The sequence below is a fragment of the Alkalihalobacillus bogoriensis ATCC BAA-922 genome, from assembly GCF_000621445.1.
In the GTDB taxonomy this organism is placed as follows: domain Bacteria; phylum Bacillota; class Bacilli; order Bacillales; family Bacillaceae_F; genus Bacillus_AO; species Bacillus_AO bogoriense.
The window spans coordinates 118400-144167 of record NZ_JHYI01000006.1; the positions used below are offsets into that span (position 1 = coordinate 118400).

General features: G+C 37.4%; 23 protein-coding genes, 1 pseudogene and 1 other annotated feature. Of the genes and pseudogenes, 2 read left to right on the plus strand and 22 right to left on the minus strand.

The annotated features are described in order from the left end of the window. Positions 1-206: 206 nt before the first annotated feature. The 16 genes and pseudogenes from T323_RS0100605 to T323_RS0100690 form a co-directional block, all read right to left on the minus strand. Complete coding sequence (locus T323_RS0100605; RefSeq protein WP_026671552.1) at positions 207-1181, minus strand: electron transfer flavoprotein subunit alpha/FixB family protein; 975 nt, start codon at positions 1179-1181, stop codon at positions 207-209. Between the two features lie 14 nt (positions 1182-1195). Beyond that, entirely contained in the window at positions 1196-1966 is a 771-nt protein-coding gene (locus tag T323_RS0100610) for an electron transfer flavoprotein subunit beta/FixA family protein (protein WP_026671553.1), read from the minus strand. Between the two features lie 27 nt (positions 1967-1993). Further along, complete coding sequence (locus tag T323_RS0100615) at positions 1994-2770, minus strand: enoyl-CoA hydratase (protein WP_035177157.1); 777 nt, start codon at positions 2768-2770, stop codon at positions 1994-1996. A 10-nt stretch (positions 2771-2780) separates the two neighbouring features. Next, a complete protein-coding gene (gene fadR, locus T323_RS0100620; protein WP_035177160.1) occupies positions 2781-3389 on the minus strand; it encodes a fatty acid metabolism transcriptional regulator FadR in 609 nt (202 codons plus the stop codon). Positions 3390-3677: 288 nt separating this feature from the next. Next, a complete protein-coding gene (locus tag T323_RS0100625) occupies positions 3678-5378 on the minus strand; it encodes a long-chain-fatty-acid--CoA ligase (protein WP_026671556.1) in 1701 nt (566 codons plus the stop codon). 133 nt (positions 5379-5511) lie between these two features. After that, positions 5512-6660 carry a glycerate kinase gene (locus tag T323_RS0100630; RefSeq protein WP_026671557.1) on the minus strand — a complete coding sequence of 383 codons (1149 nt, stop codon included), beginning with the start codon at positions 6658-6660 and terminating at the stop codon, positions 5512-5514. Continuing rightward, positions 6657-7649: a 2-hydroxyacid dehydrogenase gene (locus T323_RS0100635; protein ID WP_026671558.1), complete on the minus strand. Its 993-nt coding sequence runs from the start codon at positions 7647-7649 to the stop codon at positions 6657-6659. The genes T323_RS0100630 and T323_RS0100635 overlap by 4 nt, the downstream gene beginning before the upstream one ends. A gap of 100 nt (positions 7650-7749) precedes the next feature. After that, positions 7750-9456, minus strand: coding sequence for a long-chain-fatty-acid--CoA ligase (locus tag T323_RS0100640; protein WP_035177322.1), 1707 nt, complete (start codon positions 9454-9456; stop codon positions 7750-7752). 1270 nt (positions 9457-10726) lie between these two features. Next, the gene (locus T323_RS0100655; RefSeq protein WP_026671560.1) at positions 10727-11140 is read right to left on the minus strand and encodes a DUF350 domain-containing protein; all 414 of its coding nucleotides are present in this window, start codon (positions 11138-11140) and stop codon (positions 10727-10729) included. A gap of 12 nt (positions 11141-11152) precedes the next feature. Continuing rightward, a pseudogene (locus tag T323_RS25560) lies at positions 11153-13506 on the minus strand (endonuclease MutS2). 21 nt (positions 13507-13527) lie between these two features. Next, the gene (gene polX, locus T323_RS0100665) at positions 13528-15246 is read right to left on the minus strand and encodes a DNA polymerase/3'-5' exonuclease PolX (protein WP_026671561.1); all 1719 of its coding nucleotides are present in this window, start codon (positions 15244-15246) and stop codon (positions 13528-13530) included. A gap of 107 nt (positions 15247-15353) precedes the next feature. Beyond that, on the minus strand, positions 15354-15893 hold the full coding sequence (locus tag T323_RS0100670; RefSeq protein WP_026671562.1) for a CvpA family protein: 540 nt from the start codon (positions 15891-15893) through the stop codon (positions 15354-15356). Continuing rightward, a complete protein-coding gene (gene zapA / locus T323_RS0100675) occupies positions 15886-16152 on the minus strand; it encodes a cell division protein ZapA (RefSeq protein ID WP_026671563.1) in 267 nt (88 codons plus the stop codon). The genes T323_RS0100670 and zapA overlap by 8 nt, the downstream gene beginning before the upstream one ends. Before the next feature lie 787 nt (positions 16153-16939). Continuing rightward, positions 16940-19366, minus strand: coding sequence for a phenylalanine--tRNA ligase subunit beta (pheT, locus tag T323_RS0100680; RefSeq protein ID WP_026671564.1), 2427 nt, complete (start codon positions 19364-19366; stop codon positions 16940-16942). Positions 19367-19379: 13 nt separating this feature from the next. Further along, positions 19380-20414 (minus strand): phenylalanine--tRNA ligase subunit alpha, encoded by a 1035-nt coding sequence (gene pheS / locus T323_RS0100685; protein ID WP_026671565.1) that lies wholly within the window; start codon positions 20412-20414, stop codon positions 19380-19382. A 51-nt stretch (positions 20415-20465) separates the two neighbouring features. Continuing rightward, positions 20466-20677 (minus strand) — a binding site (T-box leader). Positions 20678-20742: 65 nt separating this feature from the next. After that, complete coding sequence (locus tag T323_RS0100690) at positions 20743-21498, minus strand: TrmH family RNA methyltransferase (RefSeq protein WP_026671566.1); 756 nt, start codon at positions 21496-21498, stop codon at positions 20743-20745. A 120-nt stretch (positions 21499-21618) separates the two neighbouring features. On the opposite strand from T323_RS0100690, the gene sspI reads away from it, so the two are divergent. Then, on the plus strand, positions 21619-21828 hold the full coding sequence (gene sspI / locus T323_RS0100695; protein ID WP_026671567.1) for a small acid-soluble spore protein SspI: 210 nt from the start codon (positions 21619-21621) through the stop codon (positions 21826-21828). A 98-nt stretch (positions 21829-21926) separates the two neighbouring features. Here sspI and T323_RS0100700 read toward each other — a convergent pair whose 3' ends face one another. Next, entirely contained in the window at positions 21927-23012 is a 1086-nt protein-coding gene (locus T323_RS0100700) for a M42 family metallopeptidase (RefSeq protein ID WP_026671568.1), read from the minus strand. A gap of 97 nt (positions 23013-23109) precedes the next feature. After that, on the minus strand, positions 23110-23640 hold the full coding sequence (locus T323_RS0100705) for a dUTP diphosphatase (protein WP_245613665.1): 531 nt from the start codon (positions 23638-23640) through the stop codon (positions 23110-23112). 111 nt (positions 23641-23751) lie between these two features. Here T323_RS0100705 and T323_RS0100710 point away from each other — a divergent pair, with 111 nt between their 5' ends. Next, complete coding sequence (locus T323_RS0100710) at positions 23752-24138, plus strand: hypothetical protein (RefSeq protein ID WP_026671570.1); 387 nt, start codon at positions 23752-23754, stop codon at positions 24136-24138. A 40-nt stretch (positions 24139-24178) separates the two neighbouring features. On the opposite strand, the gene T323_RS0100715 is transcribed toward T323_RS0100710, so the two are convergent. The 4 genes from T323_RS0100715 to rpmI form a co-directional block, all read right to left on the minus strand. Further along, a complete protein-coding gene (locus T323_RS0100715; protein WP_026671571.1) occupies positions 24179-24760 on the minus strand; it encodes a TVP38/TMEM64 family protein in 582 nt (193 codons plus the stop codon). Between the two features lie 66 nt (positions 24761-24826). Then, positions 24827-25084 (minus strand): DUF1294 domain-containing protein, encoded by a 258-nt coding sequence (locus T323_RS0100720; protein ID WP_035177168.1) that lies wholly within the window; start codon positions 25082-25084, stop codon positions 24827-24829. Positions 25085-25151: 67 nt separating this feature from the next. After that, complete coding sequence (gene rplT / locus T323_RS0100725) at positions 25152-25511, minus strand: 50S ribosomal protein L20 (RefSeq protein ID WP_026671573.1); 360 nt, start codon at positions 25509-25511, stop codon at positions 25152-25154. 34 nt (positions 25512-25545) lie between these two features. Further along, positions 25546-25746, minus strand: coding sequence for a 50S ribosomal protein L35 (gene rpmI, locus T323_RS0100730; RefSeq protein WP_026671574.1), 201 nt, complete (start codon positions 25744-25746; stop codon positions 25546-25548). Positions 25747-25768: the final 22 nt, after the last annotated feature.

Here is a 25768-nt window from a genome sequence, read left to right on the forward strand (position 1 = left end):
CGCTCTTTTGATGAAAATAGCGGAATAAATGTCCTATACAAAACACGAGGGTGTACGTTAGCTCTTACCAGAGTTAACGATTCGCTCCGCTCGCTGCGCGCTCAGTTGAGAAGAACGCTCAACTGAGCTTTAAAACAGGCAGCGGCTCCGCTCACATGCCGAGGGTGTACGTTAACTCTTACCAGAGTTAACGTACACCCTCTATTTTATGATGCTACTACTTTTTTTAATTCTTCTGTTAAGATTGGTAGTACTTCGAATAGGTCGCCTACGATTCCGTAGTCGGCTACTTCGAAAATTGGAGCTTCTGGGTCTTTGTTGATAGCAACGATACATTTTGAGTTAGACATACCAGCTAAATGTTGGATAGCTCCTGATAAACCGATAGCAAAATATAAGTCTGGTGTTACAACCTTTCCTGTTTGCCCGATTTGAAGAGAGTAATCACAATATTCTGCATCACACGCACCACGTGAAGCTCCTACTGCTGCACCTAATACTCCTGCTAATTCTTCTAAAGGTTCAAAACCTTCTTTACTTTTCACACCACGTCCACCTGCTACGATAATTTTCGCTTCTGATAAATCAACACCGCTTGTCGATTTACGAACGATTTCTTTAATCGTTGTGCGCAAGTCTTTAATGTCGACTGATAAGCTGCTCACATCACCAGAGCGTGACTCGTCTTTTGCTAATGGCTCGATGTTATTCGGACGAATCGTCGCAAATACTAAACCTTCTTCAATTGTTTTCTTTTCAAAAGCTTTACCAGAGTAAATCGGACGAGTAAAGACAACATTGTCTCCATCAACTTCAACTGCAATCGCATCCGAAATTAAACCTGCGTTTAGTTTCATAGCGATACGAGGAGCTAAATCTTTCCCTGCCGCTGTATGCCCTAATACTAAACCTTCTGGCTGTTCTGTATCTACCACTTGTAATAATGCTTGTTGGTATGCATCTGTTGTATATTCTTTTAAATCACTGTGCTCAACTTTAATCACACGGTCAGCACCATAGTGAACAAGTGCCTCTGCCACATTGCTTACCTCACTTCCAAAAACAGCAGCTACAACTTCTCCACCTTCAGCAATGATTTTTCCAGCAGCAATTGCTTCAAATGATACGTTTCTTAATTCTCCATCACGGACTTCAGCTAATACTAATACTTTTTTTGACATCGTTTAGTCCCTCCTTATATGACTTTTGCTTCAGATTTTAATAGCGATACAAGTTCTTTTACTTGGTCATTTAATTCACCTTCAAGCACTTTCCCTGCTTGTTTTTGAGGTGGAAGGAAAATTTCAATTGTTTTTGTTTTTGCTTCTACATCATCTTCATCGATATCTAAATCATCTAAATCTAGAGTTTCAAGCGGCTTTTTCTTCGCTTTCATAATCCCTGGTAATGATGGATAACGAGGCTCATTTAAACCTTGTTGTGCTGTAACAAGAATCGGAAGTGAAACCTCAACCGTTTCTTGGTCTCCTTCTACATCACGAACAATTGTTGCTGTCGTTCCGTCAATCTCAAGGTTTGTAATCGTTGTCACTTGAGCAATGTCTAACAACTCAGCTACACGAGGACCAACTTGACCAGACCCGCCATCAACGGCAACGTTTCCACCTAAAATAATGTCAAACTCTTGACCTTTTAAGTATGTTGCTAGTAATGTTGCTGTTGTGAATTGGTCTAACTCATCTACATCTTCACTATCAATTAATACCGCTTTATCTGCGCCCATGGCTAAAGCCGTACGCAATTCTTTTTCAGCTTCTTCTTCTCCAACTGTAACTACAGTGACTTCTCCTCCGTGAGCATCACGTAATGTAATGGCTTCTTCAATCGCGTACTCATCGTACGGGTTAATGATGAATTCTGCACCGCTTTCATCAATTTGACCATTGCTAACTGCAATTTTTTCTTCAGTATCAAAAGTACGCTTCATAATAACAAAAATATTCATTCTAAGTCCCTCCCTATAGTCGTTCCATTATTTATTTTTAAATTCAGGTTTTCTTTTTTCAATGAAAGCTTGAATGCCTTCTTTTCCATCATAGGAATCAAACGCTTTACCAAATAATTCAGCTTCTTTTTCAACCCCAGTTGCAAAGTTTTCATCTGCTACATATGAAAACGATTCCAATAATAGTTTCATAGAAACTGCACTTTTTTGTGCAATTTTATGAGCTAACTGATTAGCAGCGTCCATAAGCGACTGTTCATCATCATAAACAGAGTTTACTAGTCCATAAGATAAAGCTTCTTCTCCCGTAATTGGGTCACTTGTTAACAGCATTTCTAGCGCTTTTGCTTTCCCGACGATACGAGGTAAACGTTGTGTGCCTGCATACCCAGGAATAAGCCCAAGTTGTAGCTCTGGAAGTCCAAGTTTTACATCTTTTGTTGCTAGACGAATATGGCATGCCATAACAAGCTCTAACCCTCCACCTAATGCTGCACCATGAACAGCAACAATAATAGGTTTTGGAAATTCTTCAATTCGATTAAACAATTGTTGTCCTGATTTAGCTAGCTCGGCAAATTCACTGCCCGATGGAACCGACGTAAATTCTTTAATGTCTGCTCCTGCTGCAAAGAAACGTCCTTGTCCATGTAATAGGATAACCTTTGCATCTTTATGTTGTTCGACTTCATCAAGGACATTCGCTAACTCGCTAAGCACTTCTGATGATAGTGCATTTGCAGGTGGGCGATTGAATGTAATGGTTGCAACAGCATTGTTATAACTAACAATAAAATGTCCCACAGATTCTTTTTCACTCCTCTATCGTACTATCATTTATCATTTGCAATCCAGCAAGCAACATATTTTGCACTGGCTTTGCTAAAGATACTAAGTCATATTTACATTCTTTCATAACCCAGTTTGTTACGACCTCATCTAATGTTCCAAATATCATTTGACGAGCGAGACGAGTGTCTAATTCTGCTTGAAATACACCTGCTGATTTTCCTTCTGATAAGACAATGTCCATAAGTTCTAAATACCCTTTTAATACTTCATTAATTCGTAGACGGAGCTGAGGATTTGATTGTCTTAGCTCTAATTGGGTCACAATGGCTAGTGGATGATCCGCCGCTAATTGTTTAAAATGCATTTGAATGAGAATAAACAATTTTTCTTTCGCTGACGTTTCATTTTCAATTTGTTCTCTCGTTTTATCTACAAATCGACCCATCTTTTCTTCGAATAAAGAAACTAATATATCTTCTTTATTTTTAAAGTATAAGTAAATCGTTCCATCTGCGACACCAGCATCTTTTGCAATTTTTGAAACTTGTGCTTGATGATAGCCATGTTTAGCAATGACCCGAACTGCCGCTTCGATAATTTGATCATATTTAGGTCCTCGTTTCTTTCCCATAAGACTCTTCCTTCCGTGTACGAAAATGAATGACCGTTCATTCATAGTTCATATTTTATTGTATGTGTGCGTGTTTGTCAATGACCGTTCTACAATTCTTTTTTTAATTTTATCACTGCTCTTTATCATACTAAAAGAAAGAAATCATGCCTAACTTTTAGTATTCCAAATAAGAAAGAAGATGCTCCAAAAGGCAAATTCGTTCATCTTTTGGAACACCCTAATCAGCAATGTAGAACGTCACGCCATGTTCTTGGAATGCCTCTTACTTCGCGAAACTAAACCTTGCTAACTTGTCTTTTTATTTTCTCGTTGCTTTTTTTCTTCTTCTTCAATCAACACACGTTTTAAAATTTTCCCAACCATCGTTTTTGGCAACTCATCACGGAATTCATACAATCTTGGAACTTTATAGGCGGCTAAATTTTTACGACAGTATTCATTTAAATCTTTTTCCGTTAATGAAGCGCCTTCTTTTTTTACGACAAAAGCCTTTACTGTTTCGCCACGATATGGGTCAGGTATGCCGATAACAACAGCTTCTAATACAGATTCATGCTCATATAAAACCTCTTCAATTTCACGAGGGTAAATATTAAACCCTCCAGCAATAATCATATCTTTTTTGCGGTCAACAATATAGAAATAGCCCTGCTCATCCATATACCCCATATCACCAGTTAACAACCACTCTTCATAAAACGTAGCTGCTGTATCTTCAGGTCGATTCCAATACCCCTTCATCACTTGTGGTCCACGAATTGCTAGTTCACCAACTTCACCTGGTTTTGCTACTTCACCAGGTTCTGTAAAAATAACCGCTTCTGTATCTGGCCATGGTAATCCAATACTTCCTTGCTGACGATGTCCCCAAATTAAGTTACAATGCGTTACCGGTGATGCCTCCGTTAACCCATATCCTTCAACTAGTTTACCTCCTGTTAATTCTTCAAACTTCGATTGAACTTCTACAGGTAAAGCAGCTGACCCACTAATACATGTTTTAATCGAAGATAAATCATACTTTTGAATATCAGGATGATTAATAAGTCCAATATACATCGTTGGTGCACCTGGGAAAATCGTAATTTTATGTTTATCAATGATTTGTAAAATTTCTAGCGGATTAAACTTTGCAACAATAAACATTTTAGATCCATTCATAATGGACAAGTTCATAGATACCGTCATTCCATACACATGGAAAAAAGGTAACGCCGCTAATGTTCGTTCTTCCTCACCCTTCATTTGATACATCCAATGCGCACATTGAGTCGTATTAGAAATCAAGTTAGAATGCGTTAACATAACTCCTTTTGCAGGTCCTGTTGTTCCTCCCGTATATTGCAACAAAGCAATATCTTCTTTCGGGTCAATATCGATGTTTAATTCTTCTTCTTTTCCATTTTTCAAAAAGCTTGTAAAGCGATGCGTATTTTGGTCATAGGTTACATCTGGTGTAATCCCTGTGTTTTTCTTTTGAATAAATGGATAAATTAAATTTTTCGGGAAAGGCAAATAATCTTTGATAGCGGTTACAATGATATGTTGAAGGTTTGTATTTTTCTTTACGTTTAATACTCGTTTATATAGCAAGTCTAAACAGAGAATATACTTTGCCCCTGAATCCGCTAACTGATGTTCTAGTTCTCTTTCCACATAAAGTGGATTTGTTTGAACAACGATACCACCAGCCATTAAAATGCCATAATACGCGATAACACCTTGTGGACAGTTTGGTAACATAATCGAAACAGTGTCACCTTTTTGAAGCCCTAAATCCTTTAATGCGTTGGCAAATTTAGTGACTGAACGATAAAGTTCCGCATAAGTCAATTCTTTCCCATTAAAATGGAGCGCATCATGGTTAGGGTAAGCGCTTACCGTTTTCTTTAAAATACCATGTAACGTTGTATCAGCATATTGAATTGTATGAGGGATTTCCTTTGGATATTGGTTAAACCACTGCTTGTCAGTTGAAATTGTCAATCATAACTCCTCCTCAAAGTCGATCCCTACCATTTCTACAAACTACAAACTACAAACTCTCTCTCTACACTCTATTGTAATGAATGTTCATTCATTTTTAAACTATTTTTTTATTTTTCTAAAAAAAATATCATTATCCATTATAATTTGTGTAAAAAAAATCAAAAAGCGCAACCATTCTCTCCATTAAATCAAAAAGACATTCTTGTGTTTCATCCATAATCTCAACAAGAGTTCCTGCTTTTTTTATTATCGAAAATGCCGTTACAAGTCCTAACTCTTCAAGCTCTAATTGCGATAAATATAATTGCCCACATATCGCAACAACCGGAATGTCCTTTTTTGCTGCTTCTTTACATACTCCTTTTATTACTTTGCCTTGAAATGTTTGTTTATCAATCGCTCCTTCTCCTGTAATAATAAAAGAAGCTCCTTCAATTAACTCAGAATAATTCACTTCTTCCATTACAAGCTCAATGCCGGACACAATCTTTGCCTTTAAAAAGGCATAAAAAGCAGCCGCTACTCCCCCCGCCGCACCTAACCCTGCTGTATTGGTTACGTTAATGGTTGTATGTTGTTCAATAACCGAAGCAAAATGGAGGACACCACGCTCTAATTCCTTTATCATTGATGATGTTGCTCCTTTTTGAGCACCGAATACTCTTGTTGCTCCATTTACTCCACATAAAGGATTCTTCACATCACTAGCGACAAGAAACTGACAGTCTTTTAATCGTTTATCTACTTTTGTTTCATCAATCATTTCTATCTGTTCCAAATGCTTACCACCAAGCGGGACCTGTTCGCCTTTGCTATCGTAAAATTGATAGCCTAGCGCTTGCAAAAAACCAACACCTACGTCATTTGTTCCACTTCCTCCTAACCCGATGATAAAGCGACGAAACCCTTTATCTAATGCTGCTTTTATTAATTCTCCCGTCCCGTGCGTGTTCGTGTAAAACGGATTTCTCTCTTTTTCTGCAAGTAGTGGTAACCCTGAAGCTGCTGCTACTTCAATAACCGCCGTTTTTTTATCTCCTAACACCCCAAATGAAGCTGTTATGTTCCGGTTTAGTGGATCCTGAACATTTACCTTTTCATAATAACCTCCTGTTGCAAAAACTAGAGTTTCCATTGTCCCCTCCCCGCCATCAGCAAGTGGAAGTGAGAGAATATTTGCATGTGGCCATTTCTGTTTAAGGACAGTTTCAATCATAGAACATAACTCACTTGCCTTTAGTGACCCTTTAAAAGAATCAGGAGAAATGACTATTTTCATGTACTCGTAGCTCCATTCTTAAAGTCTGGATTTAGGATATAATCGCAATCTTCACCCAACAAAACCTTCTTTATATTTTCAGCGGCTAATTTGGCCATCCGCATTCTCGTTTGAATACTTGCACTGCCAATATGAGGAAGGGTGACTACATTTGGAAGTTGTAACAATCGGTCGTCTTTTGAAATCGGTTCACTTGCAAAGACATCCAATCCCGCTCCCCAGATTTTTTTTGTTTGAATCGCTTCTACTAACGCCTGTTCATTTACAATTCCACCTCTAGCAGTATTAATAAGAATCGCGTTTTTTTTCATAAGATTAAACTGTTCGGTTGAAATTAAGTTTTCTGTTTCTTTCGTATACGGTGTCATGACACATATGAAATCTGATTGCTGTAACAAGTCTTCTAATCGTTTATATGTAATGTCTAATTGCTCCTCTACTTCCGGCTTTTGTGTCCGACTAGTATACATGACGTTCATTCCAAAACCTTTTGCCCGTTTTACAACAGCCGTTCCAATTCTGCCTAATCCAATTAATCCTAGTGTTGCCCCCCATATATCTTGGCCTGTTAAAAGCATAGGTGACCATGTTTCCCATTTTCCTGAACGTAAGTATTGTTCTGCTTCTGGTATTCTTCTTGCTGTAGCCATAAGTAATGCAAACGTTAAATCTGCTGTTGTTTCCGTTAGAACTCCAGGAGTATTTGTGACAGCAATTCCGTATTTTGTGGCAGTTTCTACATCAATATTGTTAAAACCAACAGCCATATTACTAATGACTTTTAATGATTTTGCATGTTCTATCAACTTTGCATCGATTTCTTCTGTTAATAAACAAAATAAACCGTCACACTGTGTTATTTTTTCTTTTAATATATTTTTAGGTATTGGGATATGTTCTTCGTGCCACATGTCCACAGTAAAATCTTGCTCGAGTAAACTTTTAATTTCACCGGGGATTTTCCTTGTGATATATATCCTTTTTTTCATTACAACCACTCCTTCTTTTCTATTATAATAAAATGCCTTAACGGTTTCATATGAAATCCATTAAGGCATTTTTGATCTATTTTGTTTTACTTCCCCAACTTTACGATGTTTTTTCGTCTTTTTCTGCTTCTTCTAATTTCTTTAGTTCTTCTTCGACTAAGACACGTCGTAATATTTTTCCGACTAATGTTTTCGGCAACTCTTCCCTGAACTCATATAATTTCGGTGTCTTAAATGCTGCTAGATTTTTACGACAATATTGATCAAGCTCTTCTTCCGTTACGGAATGCCCATCTTTTAAAACAACAAATGCTTTCACTGTTTCTCCGCGATAAGGGTCAGGCACTCCTATGACAACTGCTTCTTGAATACTTTCATGTTCATATAATACTTCTTCGATTTCTCTTGGATAAATATTAAAGCCACCAGCGATAATCATGTCTTTTTTCCGATCAACGATATAAAAGTATCCGTCTTCATCCATATAGCCCATATCACCCGTTAAAAACCAATCATCTTTAAACGTTGCTGCTGTTGCTTCAGGACGGTTCCAATAGCCTTTCATGACTTGTGGACCGCGAACCATCACTTCCCCAACTTCTTTCGGTTTAGCGAATTCCCCTGTTTCAGCTGATAAAATCGCGACATCTGTATCAGGCCATGGAATTCCAATGCTGCCTTCTTTACGTTTTCCCCAAATCGGGGTTGATACAGCAACAGGAGATGTCTCCGTTAATCCATACCCTTCCACTAGTTTTCCACCCGTTAATTGTTCAAATTTTTGTTGAACTTCTAGCGGTAACGGAGCAGCTCCACTTAAGCATGTTTCAATGGAGGATAAGTCATATTCCTTAATCGTTGGTTCATTAATGAGAGATACATACATCGTAGGAGCTCCTGGGAACACGGTCACTTTATGTTTTTGGATTGCCTTTAAAACATCTTTCGGGTCAAATTTCGGTAATATAATCATTTTCGAGCGAAACATAATCGCTGAATTCATAATCACAGTCATCCCGTAGACGTGGAAAAAAGGAAGAACGGCTAAAAATACTTCTTCACCTTTTTTGCTTTTGTACATCCAATGTAAACATTGTGTCGTATTCACAACAAGGTTTTGATGAGTGAGCATAACACCTTTAGCTGGCCCTGTCGTTCCACCTGTATATTGAAGTAAAGCTAGGTCTTCAGAGGGTGTCATCTCCACTGATGGTTCCCTCACACTTCCTTGCTTTAAAAAGTCCATCAAGTTTAATGTTTGATTATCGTATTGAACATCGACTTTGATTCCCATTTTTTTCTTTTGGATAAAAGGATAAATTAAGTTCTTAGGAAAAGGTAAATAATCTTTAATTCCAGTTACAATGACATATTCTAGTGGTGTATTTTCTCTTACTTTTGCCACTCTAGAATATACTAAATCCAAACAAACAATAACTTTTGCTCCCGAGTCATTTAGTTGATGTTCAATTTCTCTTTCTACATAAAGAGGGTTTGTTTGTACAACTATTGCACCAATCATTAATGCTCCGTAATAACAAATGACAGATTGCGGTGTATTTGCTAACATAATTGCAACTTTATCACCTTTTTTTACACCGAGTGACGATAATTGATTTGCAAATTGTTTCGATTGTGTGTACACCTCGTGAAATGTTAACTCTTTGCCCAAAAAGTGAAGGAGTTTTTTATCTGGTGTTTCTTCAGCTGCTTCCTTCAAGTAAGAGAATAGTGTTCTGTCTTCATAAGCAATTGTTTCAGGTATCTCCTCTGGATAATGATTTAGCCACGGTTTTTCTTGTACCATTGTCACTGGCAGTACCTCCCTTTTTTTATAATACTCTCCCTTCAATTTCTCCTCTCTTTTATCTATTCTATTGTAAACGCTTACTTTTTTAAATACATTTTTAAAAATTTTATGAATATTCCTGATATTTTATTCCTAAAGGGGGATATTGGTGCACCTTTTATACCATATTCACTCACTACCGATGGAAAAAAATCGTTGAAGTATAATACGAAAAACGCGGAGCGTCTTTTCTTTCAAGCGAAGTGCGGAGCCCTGTCCGTTTTTTAAAGTGAACCCCAAGTGCTCTTCTTGGGGTGAAACGCGCAGGTGCGGAGCCTTCGCTCTTCTTGAAATAGCTTTCAAAGCTTCACTGCTACACCAAAATTTTTATACTCTTATCTTTTAAGAAAAACTGAATGAGGAAACCCACCTCACTCAGTCTTTTTTTGTTTTCTGCAAATCTGAATGCCTGTACACTACTCCATGTACGCCTTTATCATACTCAGGATACATTTCTCCTCCACAAGTTTCACAGGAAAACATTGGTGGTGTCATCGATCGCCACCATCCATTAAATCAATAGGTATCTTTTCCTTTTCATGACACACTAAACAAACATAGCTGATAGATGCATTCTATTGGACACTTCTCTCCAGGGGACCCATCTCATTTGTATGAAGGACACTTTTGCTTCGTTTTTTCCTTGTTTTGTCCTTCATCACCTTTATGAAGGACACTTTTGCTTCGCTTTCTTCTTGTTTTGTCCTTCATCGCCTTTATGAAGGACACTTTTGCTTCGCTTTCTCATCGTTTTGTCCTTCATCGCCTTTATGAAGGACACTTTCGCTTCGTTTTCTCCTTGTTTTGTCCTTCATCACCTTTATGAAGGACACTTTTGCTTCGTTTTCTCCTTGTTTTGTCCTTCATCGCCTTTAATGAAGGACATTTAACGAAGTTTGACGTGTTCGTTTCATAATAATTATAAAAAGCTTAAAGAAAAACGCGAGAGCGTCTTTTCTTTCAAGCGAAGTACGGAGTCCTGCCCGCCTTTGACAGTGAACCCCAAGTGCTCTTCTTGGGATGAAACGCGCAGGTGCGCAGCCTTCACTCTTCTAGAATAAGCTTTCAAAAGCTTTAGATATGTTAAAAAAGCTGAGACAAAAATAAAACCCTTTTTTTGTCCCAGCCAGTATTAAATATAAATGATGATAAAGATTATGCCTGCTAATAAAAACAATCCGCAACAAATATACATTACTTTCCATAGTGTTTCCACCGTATTCTCCCCTTATGTCGCAATAATACTAGCTCCAATGACAAAAGCCAATCCAATCGAAATGACCATTGAAATAAAGCCAACCGCATAATTTCCGTTTTTTATTTCTTCATCCACATTAAAGCTTGGCGTTAAAAATTCAAACATAAAATAACTTAACAGGAGAAGAAAAAATCCAAAGACACCCCACACTAACATCCCAAGAAGAGACGCATGTTGACTTATCGTGTAGTGAAAAATAATCGATATCCCAATAATCTTGCCACCAGTCGCCATAGCAACAGCTAGATTTCCTTTTTTAATTTCCACCCAATTGCTATATTTTGTGACAAGCTCAAAAATCGCCAAAAATACGATTATTCCTAATACAGCCACACTAAAATAACTTGCTGTTTGTACAAACGTATTCTCAAAAAAATGGTCCATAGGCGGCCTCCCTTATTTAAACTCAACAACCGTATTCCCTAATCCACCTTCATTTGCAGCTGCATCTTTTGCATGTTTAACATGTGGGTGCTTTTTCACTAATTCCTTTACTCCTTTTCGCAGAGCACCTGTCCCTTTTCCGTGAATAATTGATACACTATGGTATCCAGCTAATAACGCATCATCTAAATATTTTTCTACCTTTAGCATCGCATCTTCATACCGCTGTCCCCGAAGGTCTAGTTCAGGTTTTACATGAACATCATTTCCTCTTATCGTTGCTAATGGTTTAGGTTCTTTTTTCTTGACTGGCTCTAGTGGCTGGATATCATCCTTGGCCACTTTCATTTTCATAATTCCAATTTGTACTTGGAATTCGCGTTCATTAATTTTATCGACGATAATTCCTTTTTGTCCAAAACTAAGTACTTTTACTTCATCCCCAGGTCGAACTTCTACTTCTACTTTTTTTGGTTTCCGCTGTTTTTTACCTTGCTGTAATGAAGGTGTTGCTTCTTCCAAACGCTTTTTCGCTTCAATTAGTTTATGCTCTTTTATAGCATGGCTTTCTTTTTGTAATGTCCTTAACTCTTTTATAATTTGTTCTGCTTCTTGTTTTGCTTTTTTTACAGCTTCTTCTGCTTGGTTTTCTGCTTCTTCAAGTACTTTCGCTTTTTCCTGTTCTAATCCTTCCAGTTGCCCGATTAAATCTGCTCGTAGTTTTTCAGCTTCAGAACGAATCTGACGTGCTTCTTCTAATTCGGCATCTGATGATTTTTTACTTTCCTCAAGTGAAGCAATCATGTTTTCGACTTGATTCGTTTCTTTTGTAATTTGACTTTTTGCCAATTCAATAATTGATTCTTCTAATCCAAGTCTTCTTGAAATCGCAAAAGCATTGCTTCGTCCAGGAACCCCAATTAACAAACGATACGTTGGACGCAATGTTTCCACATTAAATTCCACGCTCGCATTCATGGCCCCTTCACGATTATAAGCGTACCCTTTTAATTCACTATAGTGTGTTGTGGCCACTACGCGAGCACCACGCCGATACACATCATCAAGAATCGCAATCGCTAACGCTGCTCCTTCTGTCGGGTCTGTTCCAGCACCTAATTCATCAAATAAAACTAAACTTTCATGGTCAACATGTTTTAAAATTTCAACAATATTAACCATATGGGAGGAAAATGTACTTAAGCTTTGTTCAATCGACTGCTCATCTCCAATATCAGCAAATACCGTTTTAAACACGGCCATTTCAGATCCTTCATCGGCTGGAATGTGCAAACCAGACTGAGCCATCAATGTAAGCAAACCGATTGTTTTTAATGTGACGGTTTTCCCCCTGTATTAGGCCCGGTAATTATTAAAGACGAATACGATTGACCAAGGTCAACATCAATCGGTACAACTTCATCGGTTGGAATAAGCGGGTGTCTAGCTTTAAACAAAGAGATTGAAAATCGATCATTTAATTTCGGTTGAACGGCTTTTATTTTTTGACTATATCTCGCTTTTGTAAAAATAAAATCTAGTTCACCTAACGCATCGACATTTACGAGTAACTCAGCAACAAATTCTGCGACCTTGCCTGTTAGCTCATGTAATATTCTTTCTATTTCCTTCGCCTCACTCATTTTTGCTGCACGTAGTTGGTTATTCATTGTCACGACAGCTTGAGGTTCAATAAATAAAGTTGCCCCTGATGCGGATTGGTCATGAACAATCCCTCCGAATGAGCCTCGATATTCTTGTTTAACAGGAACGACAAAACGGTCATTTCGAATCGTGACGATCGCATCTGAGAGCATTTTTTGTGAGCTTTGTGAACGTGTAATACTTTCTAACTTCGAACGAATCCCTGACTCTAAGCTCCGAATTTGTTGGCGAAAACCTCGGAGTTGTGCACTTGCCGAGTCAAGAACTTCACCGTTATCACTAATACATTGTTTAATTTCACGCTCCATATCAGTTAACGGGATGATTACTCGAACAATTCCCCCTAATAACGGCAATTCCACTTCATCTTCAATCATTTCTTCAATAAACTTTTTTAGTCTTCTAGCCCCGTAAGAGGTACTTGCAATTTCAAGTAGTTCAGCTGCATTTAAACTCGCACCAATCTCTGCTCGTTTAACGCTAGCACGAATATCAAAAATGCCACCTAATGGGATTTGCCCTTTTAACCTGAGCACTTTTGTCGCTTCATACGTTTGCTCAAGCCATATCGAAATTTCGTCTTTATCCGTTGAAGGAGTTAATTCTTTAATTTTTACTCGTCCTAGCGAAGAAGAAACATGCTCATAAAGCTGTTCCTTCATTTTTTCATACTCGAGTACTCGTAATACTTTTGCCAGCATAACTTTCACTCCTTTATACCGTTACCGTTTTGTTTTGTTCTGTAAAAAGGTAACGAGTTGCTGCAGTGACCATGTATTCACGATATCATCTTTAGTTAATAACGCTTTTTTTGCGACACCAACACCAATATGCATATCATTTAGCGTGTCAAGATGGTGTGCATCTGTATTTATTGCAATCTTTACATTTTCTTTTTGGGCTTTTATTAGCCATTCTGTTGATAAGTCTAAACGGTATGGACTTGCGTTTAGCTCTAATATCGTATCCGTTTCTTTCGCTAGTTCAATTAGCATCTGTAAATCAACATCGTAGCCTTTTCTCTTTCCAATAATTCGACCTGTTGGATGGGCAATCATATCAACATGGTTATTGTGGACCGCTTCGGTCAAACGTTTCATAATCGTGTCTCTATCTTGTGAAAACGAAGAGTGAATGGAGGCAATTACAAAATCAATGGATTCAAGAAGCTCATCATTAAAGTCCAATGTCGCATCAGGCAAGATATCCATTTCTATTCCCGTAAAGATTTTAAAATCAGGAAACGCTTCATTCAACTTTGAAATTTCTTCCATTTGTTTTTTCAAACGATCTTCCGTTAGCCCATTTGCGACTTTTAGAAACTTTGAATGATCTGTAATTGCTATATAGGAATAGCCTCGTTTCATTGCGGCCATCGCCATTTCCTCAATGGAATAAGCACCGTCACTCCAAGTTGTATGCATATGTAAATCGCCTTTTATATCTTTTAATTCAACTAATGAATGGTCTTTTTGAAATAAGTCAATTTCTCCTTGTGCTTCTCTTGCTTCAGGTGGAATATAGTGTAATCCAAAATGCTGAAAGAAACTTTCTTCTGATTCAAACGTTTTGACATCCCCTGTTTCTAGATGTTCGACACCATATTCACTTATTTTCTCACCACGTTCTTTCGCCAATTGCCTCATTGACACATTATGGTCTTTTGAGCCGGTAAAATGATGTAATGTTGTTGCGAATTGTTCCTTTGTCACTAATCTAAAGTCTACAGATACCGGATACTCATATTCAAGTTCAACCGAAACTTTTGTTTTCCCATTGGCAATAATATTACTGACATTCTTTAACTGAATGAGCTTTTCACGGACTAAATCAATTTGTTCAGTCGCAATAATAAAGTCCAAGTCTTTGACCGTTTCACTCATTCGCCGTAAACTACCTGCTCTTGAGTATGATTTAATTTCTCGAATTTCTTCTAACTGTCGATCAACTTCATCAGCTATTGGCAACACAAACCAAATCGGAAAACGATCTGGACGCTTTTCCACTTCTTCAATAGCAGTCAAAATCTTTTCTTCTGTTTTCTTTCCAAAGCCCGGCAAACCTTGGACTTTTTTATCTTCACAAGCGGCTTTTAAACTAGCTAAATCAACAACTTGTAACTCTTGATATAGCTTCCCGATTTTTTTTCCACCGAGACCTGGCAGCTTCAACAACACAATTAGCCCTTCTGGAATTTCATTTGCTAATTCCTTTAATAAGCTTGATTGTCCTGTTTGCTTTAGTTCTAAGATGACTTCAGCTGTTCCTTTGCCAATTCCTTTTAATGATGCGGGATCATCAAGCTCTTCTAAGGTTCTTTCATCAGTTTCAAGTGCTTGTGCTGCTTTTCGATACGCCGATACTTTAAATGTATTTTCGCCTTTAATTTCCATATATATAGCAATCGTTTCCAATGTTTTAATGACATCTTTTTTGTTCATTATTACCCCACCTTTTTTTGCACTACTTCAATCATACCGATTATTGTGACTGAAAATCAAATACAACCTGTGCATAGCAAAAAACTTCTCAGCAAGAGAAGTTTTCATTATATTTGGTTATTTACCCAAATGTCTTTAATCCATTCTGATAAAAATGGTGTATGATTTACGATGAATTGCGCAAGAGAGGATTGGTGTAGAAAACTTTGTACGATTTCAATTGGCAACAATGCAGCTACATTTAATACGACAAACATTATTAAATAAGCTTCCAAAAAGCCTAAAACTCCACCTAACCAGCCATTAACAGTTCGTAAAATTGGTAGGTGTGAAACAAAGTCTAACATTGATCCGATAATTTGCATAATAATTTTCGTTCCAAAAAACAAAATGGCAAAAGCAATACCTGAATAATATACACTTTCAAAATTAAACATTTCAATAAACATTGAAATTGGACTTTCTGAAGACAATTGTGGATAAGGAATCCAAAGTCGAATATACGTTGCTAACTCACGATGATACATATAGGCAACGATAAGAGAGATGATAAATCCCGTTAAATGAATTAATTGAAGAATAAACCCTCTTCGTAACCCGATAAAAAAACTGCTTAAAAGTATAATAAATAAAATGATACTAACCATCGTTTTCCTCTTTCTCCCGATTCTCTAATTGCTGGAGCTTGTCTACTATTTTAATATACTCATCAACAACATTCACAGCAGTTAGAACGGCTAATCGTGTTGTATCTAAATATGGATTCATTTTTTTTATTTCTCTCATTTTATTATCGACAACGGCAGCGACATCTGCAACATGACTCGACTGCTCATAACTAACGACTGTATATTGTTGACCATATATCGTTACAGTTGTGCGCTTTTTTTCTTTTTCATCTTCCACCAAAAAGCCTCCTAACATCCAAGGAAATCCTAAAGTATATCATACCATGAAGCGTTCTCTATGAAAATATTTCATAACGGATTTATTTTATCTTACTTGTTTTCCAAAATATATAAAAGACAATCTATTTACTATCATACTATATTTTTTCCTAAATACACCATTTTTTTATGTTAGATGACGAGAAGTTCTAATAAAAAATGAATGATTTACCGCTGTGAAAATCGTTATACAATCATCGAGATTGTTAGCCCAGACTCTTCATTTTTGCGGTCAGAGCAGCCGTTATTTGTGAACATGATACGGATTTCCGTTTTTTAACGGCCACAGGAGCACTTATTCACGCAAAAGCATCTCTATTCCTAGCGATATATTATGATTAACTGCTCCTGTGTCCGCCAACGTTCCAAAACGCTAGCAATGTTCACAGATAACGGTTTTCATGGCCGCTTACTTCCCATAACTACCGAAATCGCTAACACGATAAACCCGACCAAAGTGTTGAATGATTCACTTGGGAATTTTCTTGCTTCACATCTAAAGGTATCTTTTCATAACACACTAAACAAACATAGCTGATAGAAGCCTTCTATTGGACACTTCTCTCTAGGTGACCCATCTCATTTGTATGAAGGACACTTTCCATTCGTTTTCTCCTCGTTTTGTCCTTCATTTCTTGAATAAGCTTTCAAAGGTTCACTGCTAGACCAAAACTTTTCTTATTGATTAAAACAAAAAGGATACACCAAAAGTTTCTTCTTTTGGCGTATCCACTATTTTCATTCAATTAGGACCGTAATGTCGCACCAAGCTCTTGCTCAAGCGCGGTTAATACATTTTGGTGGACCGTAGTCACTTCCTCTTCTGTTAACGTCCGTTCTGGGTCTAAGTATGTTAATGAAAAGGCAAGTGATTTTTTCCCTTCTTCTAAATGCTCACCTTGATATAAATCAAATAACCGGACATGGTCGAGTAGAGACGTTCCTGTTTTTTCAATTACTTGTCTTACTTTATCCGCTTCTAAGCTTTCGTCTACTACAAGGGCAATATCTCTTGTCATAGATGGGTATCTAGGAATCGTCGTGTAGCGAAGCTCCTTTGTTTCATATGTTAGCAGAGCTTCTAAATGAAGTTGAAATACATAGGTCGGCGAGAGATCCAAACTTTTTTGCATTTGCGGATGTAGTTGACCAATGACCCCAACTGGCTTTTCATTTAAATAAACAAACGCAGTTCTTCCTGGATGCAACCCAGCTTGCTCTCCTTTTGAAAACGAAATATAAGGGGCAATACCAAGTTCCTTACACAAGCCTTCAACAACCCCTTTTACAACAAAGAAATCAACAGCTTTTTTCTCACCTTGCCACGAATGATTATGCCATAAACCAGTAAAAGCAGCTGCAACCATTTCTTGCTCAACTGGCTGCTTTGTGACGACATTTTCGTCTGACAAGAAAATGGAACCAACTTCATAAAGAAAGACATCTTCTACTTTACGATTTTTGTTATAAGTGATGACATCAAGCAAATGTGGAAGTAGTGTTGTTCTCATTGTACTTCTATCTTCACTCATTGGCATCGCCAATTGAACAGGTGTAACATCACTCATCTCTCCATCAAGACCTTTTGCTTTAGATGGACTTGTTAACGAATACGTAATCGTTTGATTGAGCCCACATGACTCCAAAAACCGTCGGACGATCCGACGTTTCTTTTGATAATCAGAAAGTGTACCCGGTGTAGTTAGCCCCTTAGGTAACGTTGTCGGAATATAATCATAACCATAAATTCTAGCCACTTCTTCCATCAAATCTTCTTGAATGGAAATATCTTGTCTTCTCGTAGGTGCCGTAACAATGAATTGCTTGTCTTTTTGTGTATAAGAAAAGCGTAATCTTTCCAATATCGCGGCAACTTCTTCTGAAGTAATCGCCGTCCCTAACCGTTCATTAATTTGGTCTACCGATATGTCAATTTCTGTTTCTTGAATTTGTAGATGATTGACTTCGACAATTCCATCCAAAACTTCTCCACCAGCAACTTGAACGATTAATTCACATGCTCGCTCTGCTGCCTTCTCTACACGCTGTGGATCGACTCCTTTCTCATAACGAACACTTGCTTCACTTCGGATCCCTAAATCTTTTGATCCTTTACGAACAGTCGTATTTTTAAAATAAGCCGCTTCTAGTAAAATTGTCGTTGTATCTGATTGAACTTCTGAAAACGCGCCTCCCATCACACCTGCTACAGCAACAGGATCTTCTCCATTTGTAATGACAAGATGGTCCGGGGATAGTGTTCTTTGTTCATCATCTAATGTCACAATTTGCTCATTCTTATTGGCGCGTCGCACTAAAATTTCTTTTGAGCCTAGTCGGTCATAATCAAACGCGTGAAGAGGTTGGCCGTACTCAAGCAATACAAAGTTTGTAACATCAACAACATTGCTAATTGGACGTATCCCCGATGCGACTAAGCGATTTTGAAGCCATAACGGGGAAGGTCCAATTTTCACCCCTTTAATTATTTTAGCCCCATAATATGGATTATCTTCTTTTGCCTCGACTTGCACTTTAATATAATCGGCTGCTTTTTCCGTGCTTGGTGTATATTGAGGATCTTTAAATGTCACATCACGATCCAATAATGCCGCTACTTCATAAGCAACACCAATCATACTTAAACAATCCGCACGGTTTGGTGTTAAGTCTAGCTCTAGTACCTCATCATATAAATTCAACTGTGACAGTGCATCTTCCCCTACCGTTACATCATTTGGAAAAACAAAGATCCCTTCTGAATATTCTTTTTGAACAAGCTTTCCCTCAATCCCAAGCTCTTGTAATGAACAAATCATTCCTTGTGATACTTCACCGCGAAGTTTTGCTTTTTTAATTTTAAAATTGTCAGGTAAAACGGCTCCTACTTTAGCAACAGCCACTTTTTGTCCTGAACCGACATTTCGGGCACCACATACAATTTGTACATGCTCTTCTTCTCCAATGTCAACTTGACAAACATTTAATTTATCTGCGTTCGGATGCTGTTTACAGTCCAACACATGCCCAATTACCACACCTGAAATTCCTTTGTTTAATTTATGAATAATATCCACTTCTACTCCGCCACGCGTTAATCGTTCTGCGATTTCTTGCGGTGTAATGTTTGTTAAGTCGATATACTCCTGTAACCATCGATAGGATACTAACATCTTTTCTCCTCCTTTAACCTCTCGTAAATTGCGTCAAAAATCGCAAGTCATTTGTATAGAAATGGCGAATATCATCAATATCATGCTTTAACATCGCTAATCGTTCCACACCCATACCAAATGCAAAACCACTATAACGTTTTGAATCAAAACCACCCATTTCAAGAACATTCGGATGGACCATTCCTGCACCTAGCACTTCAATCCAACCCGTATGTTTACAGACGCGACAGCCTTTTCCGTTACACATTCCACAAGAGACGTCCACTTCAACAGAAGGTTCTGTAAACGGGAAAAAGCTTGGACGCAATCGAATGTTTCTTTCTTCTCCAAAGAATTTTTTCGCAAATGTTTCAAGAACTCCTTTTAAGTCACTCATGCGGACATTTTCATCTATGTACAACCCTTCGATTTGCATAAATTGATGAGAATGCGTAGCATCATCATCATCTCGTCGAAATACTTTTCCTGGACAAATAATTTTGACCGGCCCTTTGCCTTTATATTTTTCCATTGTTCTTGCTTGCACTGGAGATGTATGTGTACGAAGCAATAATTCATTTGTAATATAAAATGAATCTTGCATATCTCTAGCAGGATGATCTTTAGGTAAGTTTAACGCTTCGAAATTATAATAATCCGTTTCTACTTCAGGACCTTCTGCAATTTCAAAACCTAATCCGATAAAGACATCTTCTACATGTTCCACAACGGCTGTTAACGGATGTCGTGTTCCAGCTTGTACAGGCCTTCCTGGTAATGTGACATCAATACTTTCTTCCGCTAATTTCTTTTCAATTTCAGCTTTTTGCAACTGCGCTTCTTTTTCTTCAAGCTTTTCCGTTATAGCAGCTCGAACATCATTAGCCATTTGTCCAATAAGTGGGCGCTCTTCAGCTGATAACTTTCCCATTCCCCGCAATACTTCTGTAATCGGTCCTTTTTTTCCTAAATAGGCTACACGGACTTCTTGTAGAGCTTTACTATCTGTAGCTTGTTCTACTTTTACAAGCGCCTCAACTTGTAATTGTTCTAACCGTTCTTTCATTTGTTCTTCCTCCTTTAACTGTTTTCCACAAAAAAGAGCCATCGTCCAATAGTAAGGGACGATGGCTCGTGGTACCACCCTTATTAACGACAACGAATGTCGTTCACTTCATTGGATAACGGCTGTGCCGGTGTATCTATCGTAAGATGATAACAAGCTCCAGAGTGAATTCGACTATCTCTTTCCATAGAAATGCTTTCAGTCTAAGGCATTTCATCCCTGAATGGCGAACATAGTGTACTACTCTCTTTCCACGCTTTTTAGCGGATATTCATTTCTTTTATTATAATGAATTCATATTTTTGATGCAACACGTCGATTCATAATATTAATTTTTTCGTAAGTGATACAATAAAACGCCCGTTGCAACACTTACATTTAATGATTCAGCTCGTCCAAAAATCGGGATATATAAGTTTTGATCGGTTTGCTCTAACACCTTTTTACTGACGCCTTCTCCTTCATTTCCGACAATTAACGCAAACTCATCAACAGGTGGAATTTCGGAGTAAACAGAAGCATGTTCTAATGCTGTTCCATACACAGGAATCCCTTCTTGTTTACATGTTAAAACTGTTTCATAAAGGTCTTGTTTATAAATCGGAACATGAAAAAGAGACCCTTGCGTTGCACGAATGACTTTACTATTGTACATATCAGCCGTTCCTTCTCCTAAAATGACCGCCGTTACACCGACAGCATCGGCTGTACGGATTAATGTCCCTACGTTACCTGGGTCTTGAACACCATCAATTAGGAGAAACATTCCTCGAGTAAACTTCTTCTTGTTATCTATTTGTTTACAAATAGCAGCAATTCCTTGAGGTGTCTCTGTTTCTGACAACTCTTTCATCACTTGACTTGTCACATACGTCATAGAAAGATTATCAATATCCCATTCACTTGGAAAGGAAAATGTCTCTTCAACGACTAATTCTTCAATTTCTATCGTTGAGCGAAGCGCTTCTTCGACTAAATGAACGCCTTCGATGAAAAATTGTCCACTTTGGGTTCGTCCTTTTTTTGTGTGCAGTTTTTTCCAGTTTTTAATTTTTGTATTTTTAACAGATTCAATTCGATTCATAAGAACTCCTTTTTCTTTGCTTTTCTAAAATTATACCCACAAACTGGTACATAATCCAATTCCAATCCTCACATACTACAATTAGGTTCGCCATGTAAATGACAAGGAGGAAATAATACAATGAGTTTTAATTTACGTAGTGCCATTTTAGCAAATGTAAGTGGAAATAGTGAAAGTGAGATTGAAGCAACTATTACTGAGGCGATTCAAAGTGGAGAAGAAAAAATGCTTCCTGGTTTAGGAGTTTTGTTTGAAGTGTATTGGAGCAATGCATCGACAGACCAAAAAAATGAAGTCATCTCCCAAATTACATCAGGCTTACAGCGGTAATATCGTACTCTCTAATTAAAAAGTGCTCTATCGGCCAACATGTTGTTGACCCGATAGAGCACTTTTTGAAAAGAAAAGGCGCTCCGCGTTTTTCTTAATTAATCAAATGTAATTGTCTTTACCGTATCTGCATCTAATTTTTTTATCACTTCCACAATTAACTTCACAGCATTTTCAAAATCATCTCGATGTAAAATTGCAGCATGAGTATGAATGTATCTCGTCGCAATTGTAATCGATAATGATGGAACGCCATTTGCTGTTAAATGAATCGCACCTGAATCTGTTCCTCCACCAGCAACATAGTCAAATTGGTAAGGAATATTGTTTTCCTCGGCTGTATTCGTTACAAACTCACGTAACCCTTTATGAGATACCATTGAAGCATCATACATTAATACTTGTGGCCCTTTACCCATTTTTGCAAGTGCTTCTTTTTCTGTTACACCTGGTGTATCGCCGGCAATTCCAACATCGACTCCAAATCCGATATCTGGTTGAATGAGGTGTGCGGCTGTACGAGCACCTCGTAGTCCTACTTCTTCTTGCACTGTACCTACACCATAGACGGTGTTTGGATGGTCTTGCCCTTTAAGTTGACGTAATACTTCAATCGCAATCGCACAACCAATACGGTTGTCCCAAGCTTTCGCCATCAAATATTTTTCATTTTTCATGACAGTGAAATCACAAACCGGAACAATCGAATCTCCTGGACGAACCCCAAATTCCATCGCTTCTTCTTTACTTGAAGCACCAATGTCAATAAACATATCTTTTTTATCGACTGATTTTTTGCGAACTTCTGGCGTTAAAATATGTGGCGGTTTTGAACCAATGACACCAGGAATGTTACCGTCTTTCGTCATGACGGTAACACGTTGAGCAAGCATCACTTGCTCCCACCAACCACCAACAGTTTGAAACTTAAGAAAGCCATTATCATCGATGTGAGTCACCATAAATCCAATTTCATCTAAATGACCCGCAACCATAATTTTTGGTCCTTCTGGATTCCCGACCTTTTCTGCAATTAAGCTTCCAAGTCCATCCGTATACACCTTGTCCGCTAACGGCTCAATGTACTTTTTCATAACATCTCGTGGTTCTTTTTCATTTCCTGGAATACCATTAGCATCCGTTAAATCTTTTAGCATTTGCAATGTTTCGTCTAATTTTGTCATATGTATTGACCTCCTTTTATGATGTAAGGATTCATCATTGTGCATATCTACATCTAGTATATACGAAAAGTATTTCGATACTCAAACAAAATGATCCTTAATATCCCTCATCCTGACGTTGGTGATTCACTTCATTTTTTTGTAAATACGCTTTTTCAATATTTTTTTCAGAGAAGCCTAATGCTTGTCCTAACTGTAAATACGTTTGAAACAGTTGTTTATATGTTTCTTGACTTTGGCTTTGATTAAATTTTGTAATATCATCAAATACTTGTTGAAACAAGGTGACAATTTGTGTTTTTGTTGCCTCCATTTGAACATTCACTGATGTATAGCCACAATCTAATCCAATTGATAAGATAAAATGAATACCATCAACATATTCTTCTAATATGACATCTTGTGGGGCGGGGGGTTTTACACTCCAATACTTAAAGCATCTCGTTTCATTCGCCAATTCTCCAAGCTCCACTTGGAGTGCGAGCATCTTTTCTGCAACGACATTTTGACCTGTTAAATGATGCTCTTTCATAATTCGGTCATCTAATTGTTTTTGCAAAGAAAATAATGATTGTAAGTTCAACTGACTCTCTCCTTTATTCTTTTTTATCATTTCATTACTTTCCATTCGCTTTTCCTCGTCATTCATTATATAATTTTTTTGAAACCTATTCATAGAGCTTTTCGTATATATCATATCGCAAGAACTAGAGCTGTCGACTTAAAGGAGGAGCTACTAATGGTTATACTTTTTCGGTTATTCATCGTTGTTGCCGTTATCATTTTAATGTATAGTGTCATTAAATATTTTGTAGACCCTAAACGTAAATTAGAACTAGCTCATGAGAAAAAGCAATTTTACTTTCATGATGATAAAACAAATGTACGCAAAAACTTTTTGCTCACATATAAAGGTGTTTTGTTTGAGGGAGAGAAATATTTAGGTACGACAGAAATGGCGTTTGAAATTGTCTCGATTGTCATTTGGCCGAAACAATCTGAACGTCTTCAAGGATTGGATCGTGAAGATTTTCATGTCATAGAACAAGAAATTTATATTCATTATCCAAATGCTACAATTGAATGGAAAAGTCCCGTTAAAGAATTCCTTCGTAATGAAAAATAAAGAAAAAAACAGAGCCGTGTAGTAGCTTACCGGCTCTGTTTTACTGTGATGATTTTGCCATCACACGTTCACTCCACTTTCCAATCACATCTCTTCGTCCAATTAAATAAAAAATAAGTCCTAACACAACTAATATACTAACGGCTACAATCGGAGGTAGCTCTCGAATCACATGACCAAACGCTGTAAATGTAAAGGCAGCGGGAATACAAGTATAAAATGAAAGTTTCATATATTCTTGTTTTGACTTTGTCGTCTCTATCAAATATAAAGAAGTTAAATGAAAATGAATAAATGGCATTAAACGAATAATCATTAACTGGCTTAGGTGTAGAGAATTTGTATGCTCCCCTAGCCACCTTGTTTTCACTTTCCTTAAGCCTTCTAATAGCTTTGGGAAAGCGTGGACAACAAAATAAAATGTGAAGCTAACAGCTGTCATTCCAATAACCGAATAAATCGTACCGGGAATGATACCGAATAAATAGCCGCCTACTAAACATACTAGCAAAACAGGAATAAATAAAACTTGGCGAAATACATGAAATAAAATAAAAAAGACTGGGGCTAACCAACCACTATTTTCGATTGAAAGTAAGACTTGTTCCAATGTTATATTCATTTCACACCCCCCTTTCTCTCATAGTATGAATGGAATAGAAGAGGTATGTTAGGTTCGTACCTATTTTTATAAATAAAATAACACAACGCCTAACAAAATTTGTCCCATTAAAATAAGTGGAACACCGCCTCGAAATAACATATGTTTCGTTTTATGACGCCATTGCTTCATCCCGAACCAAATTCCAATTGAACCACCAAGTATGGCCGTTACAATCAATGTTTTTTCAGGAATACGGTATTCTTGCCGTTTTGCCTTTTTCTTATCCAATGCCATCAAATAAAATCCAAGTACATTTATAATAACAAGATAGAGGATGACCATCACATACACCCTTTTATAAAATTTCAAAAAAACGAGCATGGTCTATAATAGGCCATGCTCCCGATTTTTATGCATTTAAGCTTGATTTTGCTTTTGCTGCTAAGTCAGCAAATGCTTTTTCGTCATTAACAGCTAAGTCAGCAAGAATTTTACGGTTAACGTTAATTCCAGCTACTTTCAGTCCGTGCATCATACGGCTGTATGAAAGTCCGTTTGTACGTGCCGCTGCATTAATACGTGTAATCCAAAGCTTTCTGAAATCGCGTTTTTTCTGACGACGATCACGGTAAGCATAAAGTAATGATTTCATTACTTGGTTTTGAGCTGTTTTAAATAAACGGTGTTTTGAACCGTGATACCCTTTAGCTAACTTTAATACTTTATTACGACGACGACGAGCAACATATCCGCCCTTAACTCTTGGCATCGTATTTCCCTCCTTCAAACACTTCTGTTTTCAATTATTTTTTGTACGTTAACATTGCTCTGATACGTTTGAAATCACCAGAGTGAACCATACCAGCTTTACGTAATTTACGTTTTTGTTTTTGAGATTTATTAGCAAATAAGTGACTTGTAAAAGCATGAGATCTTTTTAATTTTCCAGAACCAGTCTTTTTAAAGCGCTTTGCCGCACCTCTATGTGTTTTCATTTTAGGCATATTCATTTCCTCCTTAAATCAT